General features: G+C 58.5%; 17 protein-coding genes. 11 read left to right on the forward strand and 6 right to left on the reverse strand.

Going from position 1 to position 24,249, the window contains the following annotated elements:
* Window positions 1-75 precede the first annotated feature (75 nt).
* From ACR0NB_RS16375 to ACR0NB_RS16410, 8 genes are all read left to right on the forward strand, one after another.
* Window positions 76-1,113, forward strand: coding sequence for a hypothetical protein (locus ACR0NB_RS16375; protein ID WP_480776258.1), 1,038 nt, complete (start codon window positions 76-78; stop codon window positions 1,111-1,113).
* Between the two features lie 178 nt (window positions 1,114-1,291).
* Window positions 1,292-2,800: an ArnT family glycosyltransferase gene (locus tag ACR0NB_RS16380; RefSeq protein WP_480776259.1), complete on the forward strand. Its 1,509-nt coding sequence runs from the start codon at window positions 1,292-1,294 to the stop codon at window positions 2,798-2,800.
* A 106-nt stretch (window positions 2,801-2,906) separates the two neighbouring features.
* Window positions 2,907-3,347, forward strand: a complete 441-nt coding sequence (locus tag ACR0NB_RS16385; protein WP_170341738.1) for a GtrA family protein — start codon at window positions 2,907-2,909, stop codon at window positions 3,345-3,347.
* A gap of 309 nt (window positions 3,348-3,656) precedes the next feature.
* Complete coding sequence (locus ACR0NB_RS16390) at window positions 3,657-5,498, forward strand: GumC family protein (protein WP_170341739.1); 1,842 nt, start codon at window positions 3,657-3,659, stop codon at window positions 5,496-5,498.
* Window positions 5,499-5,640: 142 nt separating this feature from the next.
* The gene (locus ACR0NB_RS16395; protein WP_480776260.1) at window positions 5,641-7,071 is read left to right on the forward strand and encodes a hypothetical protein; all 1,431 of its coding nucleotides are present in this window, start codon (window positions 5,641-5,643) and stop codon (window positions 7,069-7,071) included.
* Window positions 7,072-7,146: 75 nt separating this feature from the next.
* Window positions 7,147-8,085: a UbiA family prenyltransferase gene (locus tag ACR0NB_RS16400; protein ID WP_480776261.1), complete on the forward strand. Its 939-nt coding sequence runs from the start codon at window positions 7,147-7,149 to the stop codon at window positions 8,083-8,085.
* A 252-nt stretch (window positions 8,086-8,337) separates the two neighbouring features.
* Complete coding sequence (locus ACR0NB_RS16405) at window positions 8,338-9,057, forward strand: class I SAM-dependent methyltransferase (RefSeq protein WP_480776262.1); 720 nt, start codon at window positions 8,338-8,340, stop codon at window positions 9,055-9,057.
* Between the two features lie 42 nt (window positions 9,058-9,099).
* The gene (locus ACR0NB_RS16410; RefSeq protein WP_480776263.1) at window positions 9,100-10,542 is read left to right on the forward strand and encodes a hypothetical protein; all 1,443 of its coding nucleotides are present in this window, start codon (window positions 9,100-9,102) and stop codon (window positions 10,540-10,542) included.
* A gap of 9 nt (window positions 10,543-10,551) precedes the next feature.
* Here ACR0NB_RS16410 and ACR0NB_RS16415 read toward each other — a convergent pair whose 3' ends face one another.
* From ACR0NB_RS16415 to ACR0NB_RS16435, 5 genes are all read right to left on the reverse strand, one after another.
* A complete protein-coding gene (locus tag ACR0NB_RS16415) occupies window positions 10,552-11,787 on the reverse strand; it encodes an O-antigen ligase family protein (protein ID WP_480776264.1) in 1,236 nt (411 codons plus the stop codon).
* Window positions 11,788-11,912: 125 nt separating this feature from the next.
* Window positions 11,913-12,800 (reverse strand): NAD-dependent epimerase/dehydratase family protein, encoded by an 888-nt coding sequence (locus tag ACR0NB_RS16420; RefSeq protein WP_480776265.1) that lies wholly within the window; start codon window positions 12,798-12,800, stop codon window positions 11,913-11,915.
* A complete protein-coding gene (locus ACR0NB_RS16425; protein WP_480776266.1) occupies window positions 12,797-13,831 on the reverse strand; it encodes an ATP-grasp domain-containing protein in 1,035 nt (344 codons plus the stop codon). The genes ACR0NB_RS16420 and ACR0NB_RS16425 overlap by 4 nt, the downstream gene beginning before the upstream one ends.
* A gap of 1 nt (window position 13,832) precedes the next feature.
* Entirely contained in the window at window positions 13,833-14,618 is a 786-nt protein-coding gene (locus ACR0NB_RS16430; protein ID WP_480776267.1) for a metallophosphoesterase family protein, read from the reverse strand.
* A 318-nt stretch (window positions 14,619-14,936) separates the two neighbouring features.
* Window positions 14,937-17,150, reverse strand: a complete 2,214-nt coding sequence (locus ACR0NB_RS16435; protein ID WP_480776268.1) for an NADP-dependent isocitrate dehydrogenase — start codon at window positions 17,148-17,150, stop codon at window positions 14,937-14,939.
* Window positions 17,151-17,447: 297 nt separating this feature from the next.
* Between ACR0NB_RS16435 and ACR0NB_RS16440 the strand changes: the two genes are divergently transcribed.
* The gene (locus tag ACR0NB_RS16440) at window positions 17,448-19,754 is read left to right on the forward strand and encodes a Tex family protein (protein WP_480776269.1); all 2,307 of its coding nucleotides are present in this window, start codon (window positions 17,448-17,450) and stop codon (window positions 19,752-19,754) included.
* A 21-nt stretch (window positions 19,755-19,775) separates the two neighbouring features.
* On the opposite strand, the gene ACR0NB_RS16445 is transcribed toward ACR0NB_RS16440, so the two are convergent.
* Window positions 19,776-21,050, reverse strand: coding sequence for a replication initiation protein (locus ACR0NB_RS16445; protein ID WP_480776270.1), 1,275 nt, complete (start codon window positions 21,048-21,050; stop codon window positions 19,776-19,778).
* Window positions 21,051-21,632: 582 nt separating this feature from the next.
* Here ACR0NB_RS16445 and ACR0NB_RS16450 point away from each other — a divergent pair.
* Together ACR0NB_RS16450 and ACR0NB_RS16455 are read left to right on the forward strand one after the other, a co-directional pair.
* Window positions 21,633-23,018, forward strand: coding sequence for an AAA family ATPase (locus ACR0NB_RS16450; protein WP_170341760.1), 1,386 nt, complete (start codon window positions 21,633-21,635; stop codon window positions 23,016-23,018).
* Complete coding sequence (locus ACR0NB_RS16455; RefSeq protein ID WP_480776271.1) at window positions 23,011-24,078, forward strand: ParB/RepB/Spo0J family partition protein; 1,068 nt, start codon at window positions 23,011-23,013, stop codon at window positions 24,076-24,078. Before ACR0NB_RS16450 ends, ACR0NB_RS16455 begins: the two co-directional genes overlap by 8 nt.
* The last annotated feature ends 171 nt before the right edge of the window (window positions 24,079-24,249 follow it).

Below are 24,249 nucleotides of genomic sequence, written 5' to 3' on the forward strand. Positions count from 1 at the left end.
CCTGGCCGTTACTCGCATGGCTTGTTTCAGGGGCACTACCTGGCTTTCCACCTTGCGCGCCACCCGCTGGTGGTGATGCTGAATGCCGCCATCGCCGAGCCGTTGACCTGGCTGGGCATCCGGCAGCCTGTCGCGATTTCGATCAGTCTCGCATTCTGGGCTGCCATGTCGTCTGTCACGATTGCACTATTCCTGCTGCGCCAACACCTGTCGCTCTCCGTTTCCATTCTGGCGACGCTTGCTGTTCTCCTGACCTTCGGAACCGTCACCACGCTCAGCGTTGTCGAGACCTACAGCGTCTCACTCTGGGCGATCGCCATGTCATTGTTGATCATGGCCGAGATGGCCAGACACTGCGCCAAGTACCCGGCCCTTACCAGCGTGATCGCTGGCCTGGCTTGCGGTGTGCTGGCCGGATGGTCCCATTTGCCGGCGGCTGCATTCTCACTGGTTTATGCTGGATTTGCATGGGCGTCTCTCAACGGAGGTGTCGGGCGGAAACTAACTTTCGGACTGGTGGTTCCGTCGGTGATTGCCGTAATCTTCATGATGGCTCCGGTCGTTTTTCTTGGCATCGTTCTGGACGGTGATCCTTTCATGGAACCGACCGAGATGGTTGGCCGGTACGCGGACGCCGCGAACTTCACCAACCCGGAAATCATCAAAGATTATGCCGCCGGCTTCTTCCTGTTTTCGTGGGTCGCGCCGGCCGAAACCGTTCAGTGCCGCTTTTTGCTGAATCGGCTATGGGAGATTCTCCGCGATCCAAGCCGTTTGGCCCTGACAATTCTGGCGACAATCCTGGTCGGATGGGCAATTGTTTCCGGCACAAGAACACCTGACCGCGCCCCGCTTGTGCTGGCCGTGTGGACGTTGGTGGGCACGTTCTTTGTGTTCTACCTGTTTTTCAACCCACTCGAAGTGTTGCTTTACAGCTCTCACTGGACCACGGCCATTATCCTGGGTTCGGTCGTTCTGCTGAGGGAAAAGCCGGGTCTTGTCTTACTGTTGAGTGGAATTGTGGCGCTCAGCCTGTATGTAAATGTACCGCCTCTTGCGGATCCGGCTTCATTCGATCCGGCGCAATGCTGTCCGCACGGAGGTCGAAACTAGGCCGGTCCGAGCGGCGGCTGTGCGGAAACTTGACAACAAAAGTGACCCTACCTAGCGTTCTGGGTCATCGTCTCCGCCGGTGAAAAATTATGGATACGCCGAATTCGCAAACTGCTAATTGCGCCATTCGGCAATGTTTCACGCTGTTGGTTGTAAAAGTGTTTTTTGGGTTGAATTCATGCGGCAGTCCACCGAACTGAAGGTCTTTTTCTTTTTCCTCGTTGCTTTTGCAACCGGGCTATTTGCCGCCGGCACATGGCACGGAATCGGAATGCGTCCGGATTCTATGGCCTATCTGGGGCTGTCCCCCGATCGGTTTCAACAGGCGCCAACCTATACCGCGCTGATTGATCTGCTGGCCGGAATGGGTGTCCAGCCCGTGCTTGCGGCCACCGTACTGAATATCCTCAGCCTGATCCTGAACATCGCTTTGATGTTCTTGATCCTGAACGACTGCAAGGTTCGGCCACGGATGATCTTTCTGGCAGCACTTATCATGGTCCTGAGTCCCCAGTTCATGTACGCGCATGTCACGATCCTGTCGGAACCGCTCACGACAAACTGCTTGCTGGGCACCTATTTCTTCATGTCCCGTTACCTGCGCGGCGACAACGTGTCCGCCTTTGTGTTGGCAAGCTGTCTGGCCGCCCTGTGCGTGCTGACCCGGTTCGCATTGGTCCCACTGATCGCGGCCTGCTCGCTGACAATCCTTGTTTATGGGCACGGTGATCTGCGCCGTCGACTGGTTTCGGCGATTGTGTTTGGCCTGATCGCATCCGCAATCATCATCGGGTGGTACTTGTACAATCAAACCTCCGGTGGGACCGGCATCGGGCGTCAAGCAGCGTTACTTGGGGATCCCGACACCGAGACCTTCCGCGCGGCACTGACCACGCTATCAGCCTACGTGCTGCCAAGCTCTCTGCCGCCGATTATCACGTTGACCGCTTTGGTTGTGGTTTTGGGATTCGTCATTGCTCTGATCGGCACAGCTTTGAAGGTTCAGACCAACCCTGATGACCTTCCCGGTCTGCCAGTTGCGCGTACGATCTCATTCTTTTTGCTGGTCTACGTTCCTTTCCTTGTTCTGGCCCTGTTTATCGAGGCCAATCTGACCATCCATGCCAGGTACCTGTTGCCAGTGTTCATTTCGACTCTGGTTCTGGGGTTTGCTCTCGTTGGCGGTCAGCCCGGAACGGATATGATGAACCGGCTGCGTCCCGCAGCTCTCATACTTGCGCTGGCGTTGACCGGAACCTATGCCGTACGTACGGCAGCGATGACCCGCACCCACATGACGGAGGGGAATTTCTATGCCTCACCGGTCTGGAAGAACTCTCCGACTTTGGCGCATCTGGACAATCTGCGGGACGGTGTCGTGGTTTACTCAAACGGCTATGATGTCATTCGGCTGGTCAAGGGTGTGGATGCGCTCAAGTCCCCTGAGTTGTTCGAGCGCAGAACCGGCAGGCCGGACCCTGGTACGTCGCCAGAAAAAGAAATTCAGGAGGTCCGCAAACGCGTGGCCGACCAAAACGCGGTTGTCGCCATCCTGAACGAGATCGACTGGCGGTTCTATCTGGTCGATGAGGAACGGCTGATCCGCGAAGCTGATCTGACCCTACTCTATGAGGAGGCCGACGGGCGGATCTATGGATCTCCCGCCAGTTTCAAACCGACCGAATGAAGGATCGTATGTCATGAAGCTTGTTCCAACACTCGGGGCCGAACAATGATAGGATCGATGATATTCAATCGGGTGGCTCTGCATTCACGCCCTGAAGGATTGATTGATGAAGTTTGAAGACCTCAAACACGTCTCGGTTCTGGTCGGTCGCTATTTCGTGACCGGGTGCACGGCCGTCGTCATCCATTTCTCGGCGATGGCGTTCTCGGTCGAGGTCTTGGGCATCTACGAAACGATCGCTTCGGCAATCGGGTTCCTGATGGGGGCCACATTCAATTACTGCATCCAAAGACTATGGGTGTTTCGGTCCAGCGTTCCACATCGCAGTGCCCTGCAGAGGTTCATTTTGGTCACGGCGACGACGTCGGCGATAAACGTGGCGCTGTTCTCTCTTCTCTTTGCGTTGTTGCCTTTCCACTACTTGATCATTCAGGCGTTCGTGACCGGGTGCATATTCCTTCTGAATTTTACCCTGAACTGGAAAATCACCTTTCGCGAGCCTGCTGCTGAACCACCGGAAGCCCGGGCGCAGGACGCCCGAAGGTAGGTATGCCGGACCAAACCCACTGTGTCGTATTCGGAAACAACGCCGACAACCAAGCGATTTGTTCACGATTTTAAGACCTCGAAAAGGCAGCTCTTCGCCCGACGCCAGAATGGCCAAAAACTCTCTGCTCTCGGATTTGCATCGCTTTTTTTGCCCGCCAAACGCACAGGGACGGCCTTTTGGCCTGATATGGCTAGATAAATCTATCGAGCCGATCAAAGTACAGGTAAAACAATATGATAAATAACAGTTCGATTCTGACGCTGATTTTAAGCCGTATTCACGGTCCGAAAAAAATGGAGAACACTCGTGCAATCCGGTGACGACGTAATTGCCAACCAGCATGAAACCAACGATTTCATCAATATCTGGTTGCTACTGCGCCGGAACCTTCTGGTCATCTTTCTGTTGGTCGTCGGTGCGGTCTCGGCAACAGCCTTCTACATGTCGACCATCCCCGACCAGTATCGGTCGGACGCACAGATGGTTTTGGCTCTCACGGAAACAAGATTCAGCGAGTCGACCGGACAGCTGGAAACCTATGAACTGAACCGGTCGAGCGTGGAAACCGAGTTGGCCCGACTGCGGTCTCGCGACTTTGCCGAGCAGGTGGCAGACCGCCTGGGTCTGTTCGACGACCCCAGCTTTGTGCGCCGTGCGCCCGGCGCGGACAGCGAGGCGGATGAAGAGATTCACCGCGCTGCGGTCACCGACAAGGTTCTGGCCTCTTATTCCGTCTCCCGCGCGGGAGAAAGCCTCGCCATCAGCATCGAAGGCCGATCCACATCGCCGGTGCTGGCTGCAGCCCTGCCCAATACCGTCATTGCCGTCTATATCGCGAACGAGCGCGACGCACGGGTCAATCGCTTGATGACATCGATCGACAATCTCAAACGCCGGGTCGGTATCCTCGGCGAAGAATTGACCCAGGCGGAATCGAATTTGGCCGAGTTCATCCGTGAGGACAATCTGGATGACGAACAGGTCGTGACCCGGCTGCGGGCCGAGGTAGAGCGGCGCAAGGCCCAGCTGCGCATCGGCATCGAACGCAACCTGCCGGAAGACGAAATTCTGGCCCTCCAGGAACAGCTGGTCACATCCGAGCAGGAGCTGGAGGCCCGCACCCGTCTGGAGCTGTCGTTGCTGCGCCGGGAACGCGAAGTCGAACTACTGCGAACCCGCTATCAAACCACGATCGACAACCTGACCTTGCTGGAAACTCGCATCGGCCAGCTTGAGGACGGCACGATTCAGGTTTCCAAAGCACGAATTCCGGTTGAACCCTATGCCCCCAGCAGGTCATTGATCACGGTGCTGGCCGGCCTGTTCGCAATGATCGTTGGCTTCATCATCGCGCTTGTGCGCGAGGGCCTGGACAGAACGGTGCGCAGCGAAAACCAGATCTTCCGAATGACCGGCCTCAGCAACCTGGGATATATCGCCCGTCAGCGACGCAGCAAAATGTTCGCCGGTGAGAACAAGGCGATCGAAAACCTGTTGCAGAGCCAGAAATCGCCCCTAGCCGAAGCCGCCCGGGGCATCTTGACCAATTGTATCAAGTTCCAGCATTCTAAGGTGATCCTGATCACCTCAGGCCTGCCGAACGAGGGCAAATCCTTCGTCAGCAGCGTTCTGGCGACCTCGGCGGCGGTCGACGGACTGAACGCTCTGCTGATTGATCTGGACACGCACCGTCGTGGCGCAACGAAGACGTTCATTCCGGACATGGATGAGGTGCAACTTTCGGAAATCTATTCGGACAGTGTCACCCTGCAGCATGCTCTGACCACCGAAACCAAGGGGTCACTGGATCTGATCACCGCAGCCTCGCCTACGCACGAGCTGTCTGATGCCGCGTCAAACAAGCTCAAGCAACTCAAAGAAACGCTGCTGGATCAATACGATATCATTATCGTGGACACACCCCCGGCACTGGTGATGGATGAAGTGTACCGCAACGACATTCTCGCCGACGCCGTTCTGCTGGTCGCGCGCTGGGGAAAAACGCCACAGCATGCGTTGCAAGCCGCGGCAAAACGGCTTCAGTCATCCGGCTTCAATGTACTGGGTACGATTCTGAATGACGTCGACCCCAAGAAATACCGCTGGACCACCTACGAAGGGTATTACGGTACTTACGACGACTACTAGAAAATCCGGCGACCGCGCCGTTCCGGCCACCGGGGATGTCTGGTGGCCGAGTCTGTGCTACCATGCAGGCACCGGATGCTGCGCGCGGGTACTGACCGACGTGCGGCGCGGTCGGAATACCTGACTTTGCTTGGAGTGGGTTTTGGGGAAAGCTTCTTCAAGGGCAGATGAAAACGGGGGGCTCATAATCATCGCGCTGGCACTGGTCCAGGCGGTGATTCAGACGGCTTTTCCCTTGGTTGACGTGAACTTCTCCAGTGACTCGGCGGACTACGTTCAAGCCGCAGCATATCGCGGCTTTGCATATCCTTTTTTTCTGGACCTTTTCGACGGGTTCGCGGACCCGCTGCGCGCCGCTGTTGTAGGCCAGATCTGGGTATTCTCGGCTGCTGCATGTCTGTTGTCGGTCACGCTGGCCCGGGCCACTGGCCACTCCGGTGCCGGTCTGGTCCTGCTTGGAATTCTGATCATCAACCCGATGACGATCTACTTCAACTACAGCATCCTGTCCGAGTCTCTGTTCCAGAGCGCGACATGCGTCTATCTTGCCTGTCTGGTGCAAGCGATCCACGGCCCCAAGCCCTGGCACTTTGCAGCCCTGGGCATGACAGTCGGCGCCATGATCGCGATCCGTCCAGTTGGTTTTGCACTTTTGCCCATCCTTATCGTGGTGGTTCTTTGCGCGAGCTATATCAATGGCAGGCGCCCGTGGGCTGGGCTGGCTCTGGCAGTTCTGGGCGTCACCTTCGTGCTGCTTGCAGACCGCGCCGCTTACGATCTTCGCCACGATGAACCTCGCGAAAGCGTGCTGGGGAACGTCTTATTCGCAAAAAGCGCCATGTTCGCTGCAGGCCCAAGCCCCTATGCCCCCGATGACCCACGAACCGAAGTCTGGATTATTCTTGAAGAAGAGGGTCCGGCAGACGCACGCGAGGCGATTTCCCGGGCGCCATTTGGACCGGTCTCCTTCTTTCTGATGCACAGCTACGAAGCCAGCTTGATATTTCTGTACGAGAAGGACCGGTTGCAGTCCATTGCCGACCGAATTGGCATTCCAAAGACTGAACTCATGGCCGAAATCGGTTCAAGACGAATTCTGGCGAATCCAACGGGGTTTCTGCGGTTGCCGCTACAACACTATGCCGCCCTCTGGCAGCCCTTCTACCATGCCGTGACCGCGAACGACATCACCGCCTACATCGCGCAGAATGGGCCGTTCCCGATGGACAATGCGCTCGGCTACATCACCCGCGATGTATATGATCCGCCGCATGCACGTCTTATCCATTCCGCGCTTGCGATAGGTTGGCTGGCTTCGATCTTGATCCTGGCGGCCTCAATCCTTTGGCTGCGCCGAAACTGGCCCGGACGTCAGATGCTGACCCTGGCTGGGTTGGGGGTGCTGAGCCTGCATGCGTTATTGTTTCTGTCTGCAACACTATCCATTGCGTCGGTAAGGTATCTTGCAGCACTTTGGCCTATCGTCGCAGTGGTCATATGTGCTAGTTTCCTTGTGGTTTTGAAGCTTTTTGATCGCCGGAAGAAGCACGCAAGGCGCAGTCTGGAAATCTGACATGCCGCCCGTATTGTTCTGTTTCCCGCCTTTTCGGGTCCGGCAAATGTTGTTGTGTCGGTGAAAGTGGTTGCAATGGTAAAAGCCGGATTCAAAGACTATCTGTCCATTGCGCGCATCGACCATTGGTTCAAGAACATCTTCATTCTGCCGGGTGCCGTTCTTGCGGTCATCATGGGTGCCGAGTTCACCGGTCGGTCGGTAATCGACCTCGCCGTCGGGATCTTTTCGATCTGCCTGATCGCATCGGCCAACTATACCATCAACGAGTGGTTGGACCGTGAGTTCGACCGACACCACCCGAAGAAGAAAGAGCGTGCCTCGGTCGTGACCGAAATCGACGGCCGGATCGTCTGGTTGCAATGGCTGGGTCTGGCGATCATCGGTCTGGGACTCGCGCTGCTGATCAATACGCCGTTCTTCCTGACGGCGCTGTCCCTGCTGATCATGGGGATCATCTACAACGTCAAACCAATCCGGTCCAAGGACCGCGCCTATTTGGACGTTCTGAGCGAGGCCATCAACAACCCCATCCGGTTCTTTGCGGGCTGGTTCATTATGGTTCCGCCGATCGTGGCACCATCCAGCGTGTTGATCTCGTACTGGTTCGGGGGCGCGTATCTGATGGCGATCAAGCGCTTTGCCGAATATCGTACCATTGACGACCCGGCGCTTGCCGCGCGGTACCGCGCATCTTTCAAAGACTACGACGAGTCGAAGCTACTGGTTTCGGCGCTGGTCTACGCAATCTTGTCCACCGCTTTCCTGGGCGTTTTCCTGACAAAATACAAGGTCGAGCTTCTGCTGTCTCTGCCCTTCGTGGCGATGTTGTTCGGGCGCTATCTTGCCGTCGGGCTGGCCCGGGACTCGATCGCACAGGCCCCCGAAAATCTGTACAAACAACGCGGCCTTGTTTTTCAGGTTATTCTGCTGGTGGTGGTCATGTTCGTTCTGCTCGAGATCAAGCTTCCGTTCTTTGAACAGTTGCTTGAAATCCGGCCAGTCGGGTCATAGGTGCCGGGCAACGGACCGGCTTGCTGCCAGACTGGAGGTGATGCGCGCATGATGAACCAGCCTTCAGATGATGTTGTTTCCGCACCGGCCCGGCGATGCTGGCTGTGCGGCACCGGCGGCCTCAGGAGGATAAAGGAAAGCACCCTGCGCGGGGATCCGACGTCGCGGAACTTTGAAATTTCGAATGCCGACTACGGTACAACCGCCGCGATCGACCAATGCGTCCGCTGCGGTTTTTGCCAATGCACGGATATGGTCGATGTCCTTAAATTCTACGAAGACCTCGAAGACCCGGCCTATGAGATGACGCGCCCCCAAAGGGCGCGGCAGAAGCGAGTACTGCTGAACAGGCTGCCAAGACCCACTGCCGGCGCGAACCGGCTGTTGGATGTGGGGGCTGGAACCGGTATTCTGGTCGAGGAGGCCATCGCCTGTGGTTACGACGCGATCGGGGTTGAGCCGTCACGACGGTTTTGCGCCCGCGCAAAACATCATGGCCTGCCGGTGGTCCAAGGCGTTCTTCCACATCCCGATCTGACCGGCCCCTACGATGTAGTCACTCTGGTAGACGTGGTCGAACATGTCCCGGATCCGCTGGACCTGATCACTCACGCTGCGCGGTTGCTGGCCGATGGCGGAGTACTGGTCGTCGTTACGCCCGACCGCTTGTCCCTGCTGGCGCGTATCATGGGAGACCAATGGTGGCACTATCGTGTTGCGCATATCGGCTATTTCGACCCTGAAACACTGCGCTTTGCCTTGGCCAAAGCTGGCTTGCAGCAAACCGAATTTCATCGTCCAACTTGGTATTTTCCGTTAGGATATCTGGTTGAAAGAGTGCATCGTTATCTACCCAGATGGGCGCGCTTCAAGGTTCCGGCACGGCTGTCTGACCTGGTGATCCCAGTGCACCTGCGGGATTCAATGATGGTCTGCGCGACCAAAGCCCAACCCCGGGAAACCGCGCCCTAGACCAAAGGCAGAAGAATTTTGACAACAACCAAGGTTTTTAGAATGCCCATTGCAAAAAGGCCAAGACTGCTCGCCGTATTCCAAGTATCGCTGTTTGCGACTGTTCTGGGGATTGGCAGCAGCCCCGGTACGCTGCTGGCCGAGAACGCGAACCGGTCCTTTTCGGCGCAACTGCCGGATGGCTCCCAAAGAGCTTTTCCCAGCGCCGAAGGGCATGGCGCCGCGGCCAAAGGTGGGCGCGGCGGGCGCGTGATTTATGTCACCACTACCGAAGAATTCGGGCCCGGCTCTCTACGTGCATGCATTGATGCCAAAGGACCTCGAACCTGCATCTTTCGGGTCAGCGGAACGATTACACTGGAAAAGGCGTCTCTGATCGCAAACAGTCCTTTTCTGACCATCGCCGGAGAAACCGCTCCGGGCGGTGGGATTGCGATCCGAAACGGCCCACGTCAATTGCGCCCATCACTGGAAATCCGGACGCATGATGTCATCGTGCGCCATGTTCGGTTCCGGCCCGGGCCGCACGAAGTAGAATCCTGCTGTTCAGGGGCCATTGGCGTCTACACCAAAGCCGCGCGTGACGTGATCTTCGACCACATTTCCGCCAGTTGGGGCAGCGACGAGACGATTGACTCAGAAAACGCCGAACGGCTGACCTTTCAGTGGAGCATCGTCAGCGAGCCGCTCTTGCATGGCGGACCAGGCAAAAGCAACCGGGCCCGGAACATGCTGCTGACAAAGGGCGGCAACTTCAGCATCCATCACAACCTGTTCTCTCACGGGATGTTCAGAAACCCGCAAATTGCGCCCCAGACCCCGGGGACCACGACCGAGATCGTAAACAACCTGATGTACTCACCGATCTGGCAATATGTCGTTTCGCTGGACAATCGCTGGACCGAGCTGGACGCCAATATCATTGGCAACCTGAAGCTGTCCGGTGAAAGCATCGATTCCAATCTATTGGTGCACCTGTTCGACGGCTTCAAGAACGGCTACCGATTGTACCTTCGGGACAATCTTGATGAAGACAACCGCAACAGCCTGGACCTTCCCGAGGAACTGGTCCTTGCCCCAGAACATCGTGTCTATGTCGTTGATGAGCCGGTCACCCCGCCTTTGGTCCAGGCCGATCCGGTCTCGACAGTGTTCGAAACGGTCCTGCAAAACGCTGGAGCGACACGCCCATCTCGCGACGCGGTGGATCAGAGGGTTGTTCAGGAGGTCCGTGACCGATCCGGCAAAATCCTAAAGAAGAACCCTGAAAAGGTCGGCGGTTGGCCCGAGCTTGAAAGCGCCCTGCCCTATGCAGACAGCGATGTTGACGGGATGTCTGATGAATGGGAAACGCAATGGGACCTGAATCCCACGGACCCGATGGACGCAACCGCGGATTCGGACGAAGATGGCTGGACCAACCTCGAGGAGTTCCTGCACGAATTGGCTGGCGACGGGACCGGGATGGGACAAAGCAACCCGTGACGTGAAAAGCTAGCGGCGCCGGTACCGATCGGACGCAGCCAACAGCCCCAATGCCACGATCCACGGGATCAGCATACCGCGCTGGTAAACATGGGTGTAGTTCATGGACAGCGCCGCAAAGGTCAGCGTGACCGTCACCACGGTCGCGCGCCCGTACACCCTGTTCGGCACATTATGCCGGGCCATTACGGCGTAGACGATGGCGGACCCCAAAACGAAGCACAATCCCAGCAAGGCTAGAATACCCCCTTCGTTGGCCAGCAACAGGTACAGGTTGTGAACGGGAATGCCTTGACTGCTCAGTTCGCGATACTGTCCCGCGCCCATACCGACCAGAAAGTAATCCGGCAGAAACTGCCAGGCCTCGATCATGAGATCCGCGCGGTCCTCGAATGTACCCGCGTGACTCAGGTCCCCCTCGAGCAGAGGTGACAATACCCGGTTGCGGAACGTCGGCGGAAAGATGAACTCAGCCCATTGGATACTGATCCAAGCCATCGTCGTCACAGCTGTTCCCCAGATCATCAGCACGCGCTGATTTCCAACCAGCAGCAGGAACAAAGCACCGCAGATGACCGCACCAGCAAGGCTGGAATTCGAACTTGCGTAGATCAAAGTGATGGCAAGCAGCCCGAAGAGGGCCAAGAATGGCAGTTTTCTTAGCGCACCCGTCAGCCCAAGATACCACAATACCGGGAACCAAAGCACGATCAGTCCAGCCAACCCGTTTGGATTATCCACCAGTCCCGCCACGCGGTAATTGCCGCTGACCAGCATGAAATACCGGGATTCGCCACCGGAATAGCCCACGCCATAGGCGATCATCCCGACAAGACAGTTCAAGGCAATCGAGATCACGCCGACCTTTGCAAGAGTAACAGCCTCTTCATATGGGCGACCCAGGATCGCCAGAGGCAGAAGAACAAACGAAAAGAAATACTGCACGATGACCACGAAGGCCGACACCGGATCGCCGTGCGCGATAGAGCCGATCGACAGTCCCGCCACCATCATCAGCATGCCGATGAACCAGACCGAAGACGCGGATTGCAACGGAAACAGCGGCAGGCTGCGGTTGCACCGCAGGATCACGGCAACCGTCAAAAACATGTCGCTGGCCGTGAACAGAACCGCCGGATGGCGAAAGGCAGTGAACGTGCTGAACAGCAACGCAGTCATCAGACACGCGAATTCGATCTGCTCCAAAATCGGCTTAGGCCGGCTGATACTGTTGACTGGCACCATATTCTACAATCCAAACGGCGGTGGGTTACCTGGCCCGCAGACTGGTACCCGGAATACAAGGGTAACACCCAAGATACCTTCAAAAAACATGTTTCCGGCTCCCATCGCCCGGCTGCCGGACCGGGTCATGCCGCTCCCGGCAGCAATTGGCCCCTCAACGTCACTTCCAGACCCGTTGCAATGTCCACAACCGGCGCATAGCCGAATGCTGCCCGGGCTGCGTCCGAGGACAGATCGAAGCGGGTGAATGGCGGACTGTCTCCGGGTCGGGTTTCGATCACACCCCGGCCACCTGCGACGGACATGACCTCCTGCGCCAGATCCGCCAAGGAAACCGGACCTCCGCCGGAGATATTGAATACACCGTAAGCTTTGGCCTGGGACGATTGCAAAATCGCCCGGCTCAGGTCATGCGCATGCACGAAATCAATGCTGTTCTTCGGACCTGTTACTGTGATGTTTTGCCCCGCGGCCGCATCATTCAGCATCCGCACAAGAAACTTGTCATCAGGCAGCCCATGACCATAGAGCGCCGAAGGTCTGAGCACGGTCACTCGCGCTCCAGAAGTCTGGGCAAGCTCAGCCAGCCCCGCTTCGGCCAGACGCTTGGTTGTAGCGTAATCACCGCCAAGCGGCCCCGGGGCGGTTTCCGCACTTTCGTCGATTCCGCGGGCATGAGGATCGCGATATACCGACCCGCTGGACACAAAGATGAAGTGCACGTCACGATCTGCCGCCCAACGCGCCGCATTCAACGTGGCTCGGACATTGCTGTCAAACAGCACCTGCCAAGCCGAGCCGTCACCCGCAGGCCCGGCAAGATCAATCCGGGCCGCGCAGTGCACGAATACATCCGCACCTTGCACCAGTTGATCCAGCCTGTCATGGGCGATCGCGTCCTGCAGATCCCAGTCCGACCGGTCGATCCGCGCAACAGGAATGTCACGTCGGCTTAGCCAGGCCACAAGATGGCGACCCAGCAAGCCGGTCGCCCCTGTCAGGGCAACTTTCATGACGTCCCGCCATAGAGGCTGAACTGGGCCGGGATCTGAGGTTCCGACTGTCCGGCCTGATCCAATGTATCTGTCATTGAACGCGGAACGACCAGCTCACTCCAATACCGCAGAACCATGCTGTCCCAAGCGATTTTTGGCTCATAGGCAATGCCGCGATCGGTCTTGAGGTAACATTCGACCGGGTTGAATCCCAGTTGAGCACAGAACGGTGTAGTACCAGAGAACCGGGCATTGATTTCGAACACCTTGGGTACTCCGTCGTCGCCAAGGCGCAGCTGAAAATTGCAGGCCCCTTCGACGTCCAGCTTGCGCGCGATAGCTGTGACATAGTCTTCGATCACCGGATTCCGCTCGGGAATGGCCCGATATGTATCGCCCGACCGAAGCACTCGACGCAGTGCCAGAACCGGCGACAGACTCCCCTTCGCCCCGACGATCGTGCACGTAAACTCGCGCGAGTCATCGCCGATCAGCTCCTGTACGATGGTTGCCGCCGGATCACCGGGGTAGTTGGCCAGCTCGTCCCGAGAATTCACCCGCTCGACCCCGATGGACCGAAACCCGACCGCCGGTTTGGCAATGACCGGGTAGACCAGATCATCCATTTCCAAGGCCTCGGCCATGGGCCACGTGCGCGGATAGGGCAGCCCGATATTCGCCAAAAAAGCCGAGGTCAGTCCCTTGTCATCGGCAATACGCACCGTCTCTGGACTGTTGACCACGACCTTTGTCCCGAAATGTTCCGCGATGCGATCCCGGTTTTCGGCACACAATGCCAGTTCGATATCCGTTCCGGGGAAATAGTAGTCTACGGACTCTGCCTGAAATATCCGCGCCAGTGAGTCGAGATATCCCGGCGAGCGGCACCCTTCGACCAGAAAGGCTTTGTTGCAGGCATAAAGGCCGGCAGATAGGGCAGACATGTCGGCTCCAAGAATACGCAGCGGCAAATCAGAAATCAGCCTGAGCGACTTGATGATGCCCTGGCCCACTCCGCCACCCGCACCTGTAACCAAAACCGTGATCAATTCATTTCTCCATAAATGAAATAAGCCGTTCCTTTGTCCCCTGACTGAGGTCAGTGGCCTGAATATCCGCGCGGATCTGTTCCAGATCAAAGCTGATCGACGGGATGTCGATTCTCACCCGGTCGCCATCCAGCTCGAGGGTCAGGTAAGACAGGCCCGTGCCCCGCCCCTGCCCGACCGCTCCGGGGTTCAGCAGCAGCACTGACCCTTTCGGAATCCTTATCCATTTGCATTGATCCGCAGGTGTCGGTCTTCCGGCTTCGTCGATCATGACGGCAAAGGCCCGGTGCGAATGCCCAAAGACCCCGACCGTTTTTCCCATTTGTCGCAAGACCGCCGCGGCTGGTGCCCATTGATCCGGTTTCGAGACATAGGACCAGTCCCCATAATCGTAAGGGTTGGCATGTGAGAACAGGATCGGCCCCATGCTATGGCGGTCGGCCCAGGGGTATCGGTCGGCCAACGGTGGGTCGCCCCGGACCTCACCATGCGTCCACTCGACGGACTCCAACACAAACCCGGCAATGCTGTCGTAGAAAGACGGGGTGCCTTTATCCAGATCGAAATAGAACTGATCGTGGTTGCCGCGGATGAACACGCAGTTTTGGCGAGCCATCAGTTGGTCGGTCAGTTCCAACACCTGCCGAGGGCGCACACCATATGTCAGCAGATCGCCCAACATGATGACGACATCCGGCGCAAAAGCTTCGGCCTTTTGGATCGCGGTCGCATACGCCGTGGCGTTTCCATGTATGTCGGACAGTACCGCGATCTTCAGCGTACTCATGACCACTCTCCGCCGACCATGTCCGGCAATCCAAATCAAGCGCCGGCCCTGGTTCCAACCACTGCGAACACAGGCGCTCTGAAACACCCTTTAACAAATCAACTGCACAGCCCGGCCGAACCGTTCGACGGTGCAAACTTTCTGGGATGATACCGGCTGAGAACCGTGCCGCAACTCCCTTTGTCCAACCCAGGTCGCGCTGGAACAGTTCGGGTCCGGCCAATCAAGCCAAAGCAAACAATAGCTCAGGAAAATACTAACTGTCGCCTGATCGGACGAAATAAGAAAGGCCGGGCTCATTCGCCCGGCCTTCTGTGGTCAGCCAATGATCGCGTTCAGTGTCGCACTGGGACGCATCACAGCCGCAGTTTTGGCGCGATCGCCATGGTAATAGCCGCCCAGATCAGCAGGCTTGCCTTGAGCGGCCAGCAGTTCGGACAGGATCTGCTCTTCCTTTTCCGCCAGTTCTTTGGCGATCGGTGCAAAATGCGCCGCCAGTTCAGCATCATCCGACTGCGCGGCCAGTGCCTCAGCCCAGTAGCGGGCGAACCAATAGTGGCTGTCGCGGTTGTCCGGCTCGCCAACCTTGCGGCTGGGCGAGCGGTCGTGGTCCAGGATCCCCTGCGTCGCGGCCTCGGCCGCAGCGCCCAAAACGGCGGCCTTGGCGTTTCCGCGGCTGTCGGCCAGGAAGTTCAGCGATTCACCCAGCGCGCAGAATTCGCCCATCGAGTCCCAACGCAGGTGGTTTTCCTCGACCAGCTGCTGAACGTGCTTGGGCGCCGAGCCACCTGCACCGGTTTCGAACAGGCCGCCGCCATTCATCAGCTTGACGATCGACAGCATCTTGGCCGAGGTGCCCAGTTCGAGGATCGGGAACAGGTCGGTCAGATAGTCGCGCAGCACGTTGCCCGTGATCGCGATGCTGTCTTTGCCGGCGGTGATGGTTTCCAGCGATTTGCGGGTCGCCTCACGCGGGGCCATGATCAGGAACTTGTTGGCCACGCCCGCGGCCTCCAGCGCCGGTTTAACGTATTTGATCAACTCGGCGTCATGGGCGCGGTTCACATCCAGCCAGAAAATCGCCTCGGACCCGGTCAGGCGCTGGCGGTCCATTGCCAGCTGGATCCAGTTCTCAATCGGGGCTTTCTTGGCGGTGCAAGCGCGCCAGATGTCACCCTTTTCGACCTCATGCGAATGCAGGGTTTCGCCATTGGCCAGAACGACGCGGATTGTGCCGTCTGCGGGCGCTTCGAAGGTGGTCGGGTGGCTGCCGTATTCTTCTGCCTTCTGCGCCATCAGGCCCACATTGGCGACCGAACCGACGGTGGCCGGGTTCAGCGCACCGTTGGCTTTGAAGAACTTGATGGTCTCGTCATAGACCGGGGCATAGCAACGGTCGGGGATCACGCAGTTGGTGTCGCCCTTCTTGCCGCTCTCGTCCCAGCCCTTGCCGCCCGCGCGGATCACGGCGGGCATCGAAGCGTCGATGATCACGTCCGACGGCACATGCAGGTTGGTGATGCCCTTGTCGCTGTCGACCATGTACATCGAGGGACGCTCGGCCTTGACCGCTTCGATCGCGGCCATGATCTCGGCATCGTCCTTGACGCGGTTCAGCAGATCGCCCAAGCCGGAGTTCGGGTTGACGCCCAGCTGTGCCATGCGGTCACCGAATTTCTCGAACACCGGCGCCAGCCACGACTTGACGGCATAGCCGAAAATGATCGGGTCACTGACCTTCATCATCGTCGCCTTCATGTGCAGCGAGAACATCGTGCCGTCTTTCTTGGTGTCCTCGATCGCGGCATCCAAGAACTCCGACAGGGCCTTGACCGACATGAAAGTGGCGTCCGCAACGGTGCCCTCTTCCAGCGTCCAGCCGTCTTTCAGGACGGTAACACCACCATCCTTGCCCACGAATTCGATCCGCGCATCACCGGCCTGATCGGCAGTGATGGTGGCCGATTTCTCGTTGGCATAAAAATCATTGCCCGGCATCGACGACACCTTGGTCTTGCTGTCGGCCGACCATTCGCCCATCGAATGCGGGTGCTGTTGCGCATAGCGCTTGACTGCCTTGGCGGCGCGGCGGTCGCTGTTGCCCTCGCGCAGAACCGGGTTCACGGCCGAGCCCTTGATCGCATCATAGCGGGCGCGGATCTCTTTCTCGGCGTCAGTCTTGGGATCCTCGGGGTAGTCCGGGATGTCATAGCCCTGCCCCTGCAGTTCCTTGATGGCAGCGACCAGCTGCGGCACCGAGGCCGAGATGTTGGGCAGCTTGATCACGTTGGCCTCGGGGGTTTTCACCAGCTCGCCCAGTGCGGCCAGATCGTCGGGCTGACGCTGCTCTTCGGTCAGGTTTTCGGGGAAGGCCGCGATGATGCGGCCAGCCAGCGAAATGTCCTTGGTGCCGACGCTGACGCCCGCAGCCGAGGCGAATTTGCGGATGATGGGCAGGAACGAGGCACTGGCCAGCTCCGGCGCTTCGTCTACGATGGTATACAATATGTCGAAGTTCGATTTTTCTGCCATGTTCCCTTACCTTTTTTAAGCCTTTCAGGGGCGTGCGATCCGAGAGTTGTGCCGCGTGCGGCGCGGCGTGCGAGGAGCGTGAATGCTGTTCCGCTCCGGGGTGACTCTGATTTGACAGGGCTTCCCTTAAATCACCCGAGGCCCGGGATCAATCGCATCTGAACGCGCATTTTGACCCAGTTTGCGCAAAACTGCGCATATGCCCGTATTTTCAGCCCGCCGACGATACGCGATGCCTTTCCCTTGGCGCGGGCGCTGGCTAAGACGGTTCTCCAACCCGAGATCAAGGAGGCCCCGTTGGACCGTATCGCCCGCACCATCGCCACGGAAATCAATGCCCGCCCCGAACAAGTGGACGCGGCGGTCAAGCTGCTGGACGAAGGCGCCACCGTGCCCTTCGTGGCGCGCTATCGCAAAGAGGTGACGGGCGGGCTGGACGACAGCCAGCTGCGCACCCTGTCCGACCGGCTGGCCTATCTGCGCGAGCTTGAGGCGCGGCGCGAGACGATCCTGAACTCGATCAAGGATCAGGGGAAGCTGACCGACGATCTGGCCAAGTCCATTGCCCGCGCCGAAACCAAGGCGCAGCTGGAAGACATCTACCTGCCCTACAAACCCAAGCGTCGCACCAAGGCGATGATCGCGCGGGAAAACGGGCTGGAGCCGCTGGCCGACGCGATCCTGGCCGACCGCAGCGCCGACCCCGAGGGTCTGGCCCAGGCCTATGTGACCGAGGCCGTGCCCACCACCAAGGACGCGCTGAATGGCGCGCGCGACATCATCACCGAGCGGCTGACCGAAAACGCGACCCTTCTGGGCGAGCTGCGCAGCTTCATGCAGGCCGAGGCGCTGCTGACATCAAAGGTGATCGAGGGCAAGGAACAGGAAGGCGCCAAGTTCAGCGACTATTTCGACCATGCCGAGCCCTGGGCCAAGGTGCCCTCGCACCGGGCGCTGGCGATGCTGCGCGCGTCGAAAGAGGGGATCGTGACGCTGGACATTGCCCCCGACCCCGAAACCGGCGCCGCCCGGGCCGAGGCGATCGTTGCCGCCCATTTGCAGACGCGCGGCGACGGGCCGGGCGATGTCTGGCTGCGCAAGGTCGCAGGCTGGACCTGGCGGGTGAAACTGTCGCTGTCGATGATGGTCGAGCTGATGGCCGATCTGCGCAGCCGCGCGCAGGAAGAGGCCATTCAGGTTTTTGCGCGCAATCTCAAGGACTTGATGTTTGCCGCTCCAGCGGGCCCCCGCCCCACCCTGGGGTTGGACCCGGGCATCCGCACCGGCGTCAAGGCCGCGGTGGTGGACGCGACGGGCAAGCTGGTGGCGACCGACACGCTGTATCCGTTCCAACCCAAGAACGATCTGCGCGGCGCACAGGCCACCATCCTGAACCTGATCGCAACGCACAAGGTCGAACTGATCGCCATCGGCAACGGCACCGCCAGCCGCGAGACCGAGCGGTTGGTGGCCGACACGCTGAAACTGCAACCCAAAGGGGTGCAGGCACCCACCAAGGTCGTGGTGTCCGAAGCCGGGGCTTCGGTCTATTCCGCCTCGGAACTGGCCGCGCGCGAGTTTCCCGATCTGGATGTCTCGCTGCGTGGCGCGGTGTCGATCGCCCGCCGCCTGCAGGACCCGCTGGCCGAGCTGGTCAAGATCGAACCCAAGAGCATCGGCGTCGGCCAGTATCAACACGACGTTGATCAACACCGGCTGAGCCAGTCTCTGGAAGCGGTGATCGAAGACGTGGTGAACGCCGTCGGCGTCGATCTGAACACCGCCTCGGCGCCGCTGCTGGCCCATGTCTCGGGCCTGGGCCCCGGTCTGGCCGAAGCCATCGTGGTGCATCGCGACCTCAATGGTGCATTCCGGTCACGGCAGGATCTTCTGAAGGTCGCCCGCCTCGGCCCCCGCGCCTTCGAGCAATGCGCGGGTTTCCTGCGCATCCGCGACGGGGATGAGCCGTTGGACGCCTCGGCCGTCCACCCCGAGGCCTATGACGTGGCCCGCCGCATCGTGCAGGCCTGCGGCCGAGACATCCGTCAGATCATGGGCAATGACGGAGCACTGCGCGGCCTGCGCGCCGCACAGTTCGTGGATGACCGGTTCGGCCTGCCCACGGTGCACGACATCTTTGCCGAGTTGGAAAAACCCGGCCGCGACCCGCGTCCCAGCTTCGTGACCGCCAGTTTCAAGGAGGGCGTCGAGGAGATCACCGACCTCAAACCCGGCATGGTTCTCGAAGGCACCGTCACCAACGTCGCCGCCTTCGGAGCATTCGTCGATATCGGCGTGCATCAGGATGGTCTGGTGCATGTCAGCCAGCTGGCCGACCGGTTCGTTAAAGACCCGCATGAGGTGGTCAAGGCTGGTCAGGTCGTGCGCGTTCGTGTGGTCGAAGTGGACGTGCCTCGCAAGCGGATCGGGCTGAGCATGCGCAAGGATGGCGGTGCCTCTGCCCGGCAAGATCGCGACCATAGTGGGCAGAACGCGCGCGCTAAGAACACAGGCACCTCGAAATCGCAACGCGCAAAATCATCCGGAAATGCGCAGCACAGCGCGTTTGGGGACGCGCTTCGGAATGCACTGAAAAATCAGTAGCCACCCTGCCCCGCCTGTGCCTCAGGCGGGGGTTTCCGTCTGGAACGCATCGGGCTCCAATTCCTCCCAGAAGGCAAAAATGGCGTTGGCGTTCAAACCTGATCGCCACCCATGTTGCCGGAAGTTCTCTCGGTCTAGCTCGTCCGACAAAGTCGACATGAACAAGCGTTTGTCGGCATCCCGTTGAGTGGGGTTTCGCCGCGAAACCAGGTCTTCGACGATGGCCAGCTTGCGCGCACGCTCGGCGCGCTCCGCCGCGCGCGCGGCATAGGCTTGATCTTCGCGAGCCTTCTCTTCCTCCCGCTGCTTGGCTGCGGCCAGCGCCACGGGGCTAGGCGGTTTCACGGTCTCTGCCGCGGGGGCCTTGTAGTCATCGCGCAGGGCGGCCGAAAGATACCCCAGCGTTGATTTAACGTCCCCCTGCCCGGCTACATAGTCCAGCTTCTGCTGCACATAATCCTCACCATGCTCAGAGATCCACTGACGCGCCAGCCGATCGGACACCCCTTGTTTGCGCAAGGTCTTGTAGACCGCCAGGTTGCGCACCCCATCGCTGTCGTCGATCTCGAACATTGCCTTCTGCGGGTTCGCCTTGATCAGGAACCGAATGTCGGTGACGCTGCGGCCCTTCTTGCGGAACTCGGGCTCGATCAGAATATCCGAGCTTTTGTTCACCTCGGCCACTGCGGGTTTGATGATCTTGGCATTCAGGTGTTTGAAGCTCGTGTAATAGTCGCTGCTGTCCACACCCATCAATTTGCGGAACACCTCGAGCGCCCACCACCCGGTCGACCCGGTGCGCACGAATCGATAACAGTTTTCATACAAGGCCAGCCCGTGCCCCGAGCTGAAATTGCGCTGGATATGCACATTGATCAACGCATAGATCTTCGGATCATACAGCTTCTGCGCCAGGGCCGGGGAATAGGCGTATTCGCAGATCCCGCCCTTGAGCTTGGCGAAACTCAACAAGGACGACACGCCCCACTCTTGCCGACCTTTTTCGTCGAGCATGTCCCATTCGGCCACTGTCTCGGCAAGAGCTCTCAGGCTGGCGCGCAATGTGTCGAAGTCGTTCGAGTTGTAGCCCACCATCATCGCCAGGGTGCGGGCATCGATCGTATGGGTCTGCGCGGTGGTCAGTGAGTCGTAGGCATTGAGAAGCAACACATTGGAAAGCTTTCGCTGCAACAGCGTCAGCTTGCCGCTGATATGGATCGCGGCCACGTTCTTTTTCACCGTTTCCCGACGCAAAGCGCCTGAGAGGTGATCCATGTCCAGTTGTGTATCCGGCATGATTCTGCCCGGCTGCTCGTTTCCAAAGCTTGTGACACAAAAGGTACCCGTGGATCAACTGAATTTGGGTCCCCATATGCAGGACGGAGTGAATCCCGTAGACAGGTACCTATCCGAATCGGCGACCTAGTTATCCACAGAAGCCGCGGCCAATTGGTTCAAACTTGGAGTCGTGACCCGCGTAGGCGGCGATCAACGCAATCGGATTAGACCCTAAATAGTCCACGATAGAGCCGAACCGCGAATCGGTGCCCTACTCCCCGGATTCGGGACCCTTTGATCCTGTATACAGGTGCCTTTTATCCCGAAGCCAGGAACCCTTGGTACTGTATCCGGGTGCCAATGCGACCACAAATATATGATTTATTTATGTTTTCTGTCGTCAAAGAATCTAAAACCCTTAAAGAAAATAAACTCTTTGGTGTGTCCTTTTCTGAGAATAAATGCCGGTTTCGTCGCGAAACCGAACTCTTCGGCATTCTTCTGTGGAAAACTGCTCTTTCGAGGATAGCGCAGAAGGAAAATGTTCGGTACATTTCCTGATATACGCCGGAAAGGCGAACATTATTCGAGGCATCGACAGTGACAAAATCTAAACAACCTGCTCTACCGCCGTACTTCAACCTGGATCCGGCCAAGGCTGCATCAAAGTTACCCGATCCTATCGGGACATCACGATTCGCAAAAGCTGCAACCTTCTGTGCCAAAGGGCGCGAAGATCTAGCCCGCCGCGGGTATGCGCCCGATGGCGAAAAGCGCCTCCGCCGGTTTTCGATTTGGGAGATTACCAAATACCTGATCCCGGTGGCTCCGGCCCACCTGCGCCGCGTCCTCAAGGCAAATCCTGACCTCCCGCAAGGCGAAGGCGAAGCAGGATCGAAATGGTTCACCCTCGAAGAAGTTCTGACCTTGAGGCGCCATTTCGCGGCCGAAGGTGTAAGCACCAAGGAATACCTGCCCTACCGGCCGGAAAATCTGCCGGCAAAAGTTGTTGCCGTTGCCAATTTCAAAGGTGGCGTGGGCAAGACGTCCACCGCTGCTCATCTGGCAATGTCGGCCGCGTTGGACGGTTATAAAGTGCTGGTGATTGATCTTGATAGCCAGGGATCCATGACGTCGATCCTGGGTGGTCGCGTCGCGGATGAATGGCAGACAGTCTTCCCCTTGATCGCAAAAGACTATGCGCGCGCGGTTCAGGAAGAGAACAGGGTCCGCGCCGCTGCCGGTCAACCCGAAATCCCATTGGATGAAACTCTGCAAGAGGCACTGAGGACCCAGCCTCAGGATGTCATCCAGAAGACCCATTGGCCTAACATTGATCTCATTGGTGCTCAACTGAACCTCTATTGGGCTGAATTTCAGATCCCGGTCTGGCGGATGGGCCTTCGCAGTTGGCCGCTGTGGGACGGGCTCACCAACTTCTTGCAGGACGAGGCCGTATTGAATGATTACGACATCGTGTTCCTCGATACTCCTCCTGCACTTGGGTACCTAACGATCAATGCGCTGGCCGCAGCGGACATTTTGCTGGTGCCACTCGGAGCTTCATTCCTGGAATTTGATTCCACCGGGCGCTTCTTTGACATGCTCTACACCACATTCGCCAGTATCGAGGATGGCGAGAACGCGGCACAAAGGGCAGCTGGGTTGCCCGAACTCAAGTTCGAATGGGATGTCGTGCGCGCGATCATCACCCGGTTCGACGCCAGTCAGCAGACGGACATGGCAAACGTGATCCAGGCGTATTTCGGTGACTTCATGAACGCCTATCGGCAGGATTACACCGCTTTGGTGGGGCAGGCCGGAGAACAGGTGAACGGAATCTATGAAGCGGACTACCGTGACTTTAACCGCGACACCTATGTCCGGGGACGAGAAACCTTCGATCGAACTTACGCGGAATTCAAAGAAGTGTTGATCGGGTGTTGGTGGCGCGACGCCCAGATGGGAGGACAGGCAGATGGCTAAACGCAGAAGACTGACGGCGCCGGATGCGGCGGAACTTGAACAACTCGAGGCTGGTTTCGCCGCGAAACCCTCGATCAGCCCGTTCGAGGCCAACCCGTCAACTCCGCCAATTGCGCAGGTCGCGGCAGAGGCCGCGACGCTGAATGGCATGACAGCAGTGACCGACCGCGCAACCCTTGCAAAAGACCAAGGCGACGCTGCGCGTTGGCGGGATGCCCAGGACGCGGGCTTGGTCGCAGAGATGGTGCCCATCGATCAGATCGACGCCGATTTCTTGCGGCGCGACCGCATGGTCGATGACGAAGAGGCAATGTCCGAACTACTGGAATCTCTGCGCTCCAACGGGCTGCGGACGCCGATCGAGGTGACCAAAACCGGGGATGGCTATGGTCTGATTTCGGGCTATCGCCGGTTGGACGCCTTCCGACGCTTGGCCGGCGGGGACCCGAAATTCGCCCAAATTCCTGCGTTCGTGCGGCAGGCTGGCGCAGGGCAGGGCGCGTATGTTTCGATGGTCGAGGAGAACGAACTTCGATCAAACCTCAGCCCGTATGAACGTGGGCGCATCGCTGTCCTCGCTGTGGGGCAGGGTGTGTTCCCGTCGACCGAAGCCGCCGTGGATGTTCTGTTCGCCGCAGCCTCCAAGGCCAAAAGGTCCAAGGTCCGCAGCTTTGCCGTGGTTCACGAAGCCTTGGGCGACTTACTGCAGTACCCGGTTGCGTTGTCGGAAAAGGCAGGTCTCAGGATTGCCGCGGCTATCCGGGATGGCGCGCAGGCCAAGCTGAGGGAGGCCTTGTCCCGGGGTGAGGCCACGGACCCGAAATCGGAACTGACCGTGATAGAGGCTGCGTTGAAAGACGCGCCTGCACCGACTCAGGAAAAGCCGCGTGGGGGCCGCCCGAAACAGATTCAACGGCTGCCTATTCAGACGCTGCCCAAAGGCGGAGAATTGCGAGCAGAGGTATCGGCGGGCGAATTGCGGATACATCTTCGCGGCCGGACTCTGAGCGTAGACGAAGCCGCGCGGTTGTTGGAACGGCTAGTTGAGCATTTGGGCTGACCATTTTTAACCATTGGTTTGGCCTGTGCTTCCACCGGCCAAACCTTCTTGTAAACAGGTACCTTTCCGCCACTTCCCCTGTAGTATGCAAAAAGGCATAATTATGATCATTATGACGGACGCTCGGTTTGTTTCCAATACGCCGGCGTTTGACCATTTTGACGCCGAACC

The sequence above is a fragment of the Ruegeria sp. CG3 genome, assembly GCF_056537205.1.

Bases quoted from the DNA above. Each gene is read 5' to 3' on its own strand.
- ACR0NB_RS16375 (WP_480776258.1), top strand. From the start codon at position 76: ATGCTGAATGCCGCCATCGCCGAGCCGTTGACCTGGCTGGGCATCCGG.
- ACR0NB_RS16380 (WP_480776259.1), top strand. From the start codon at position 1,292: ATGCGGCAGTCCACCGAACTGAAGGTCTTTTTCTTTTTCCTCGTTGCT.
- ACR0NB_RS16385 (WP_170341738.1), top strand. From the start codon at position 2,907: ATGAAGTTTGAAGACCTCAAACACGTCTCGGTTCTGGTCGGTCGCTAT.
- ACR0NB_RS16400 (WP_480776261.1), top strand. From the start codon at position 7,147: ATGGTAAAAGCCGGATTCAAAGACTATCTGTCCATTGCGCGCATCGAC.
- ACR0NB_RS16405 (WP_480776262.1), top strand. From the start codon at position 8,338: ATGGTCGATGTCCTTAAATTCTACGAAGACCTCGAAGACCCGGCCTAT.
- ACR0NB_RS16410 (WP_480776263.1), top strand. From the start codon at position 9,100: ATGCCCATTGCAAAAAGGCCAAGACTGCTCGCCGTATTCCAAGTATCG.
- ACR0NB_RS16415 (WP_480776264.1), bottom strand. From the start codon at position 11,787: ATGGTGCCAGTCAACAGTATCAGCCGGCCTAAGCCGATTTTGGAGCAG.
- ACR0NB_RS16420 (WP_480776265.1), bottom strand. From the start codon at position 12,800: ATGAAAGTTGCCCTGACAGGGGCGACCGGCTTGCTGGGTCGCCATCTT.
- ACR0NB_RS16430 (WP_480776267.1), bottom strand. From the start codon at position 14,618: ATGAGTACGCTGAAGATCGCGGTACTGTCCGACATACATGGAAACGCC.
- ACR0NB_RS16435 (WP_480776268.1), bottom strand. From the start codon at position 17,150: ATGGCAGAAAAATCGAACTTCGACATATTGTATACCATCGTAGACGAA.
- ACR0NB_RS16445 (WP_480776270.1), bottom strand. From the start codon at position 21,050: ATGCCGGATACACAACTGGACATGGATCACCTCTCAGGCGCTTTGCGT.
- ACR0NB_RS16455 (WP_480776271.1), top strand. From the start codon at position 23,011: ATGGCTAAACGCAGAAGACTGACGGCGCCGGATGCGGCGGAACTTGAA.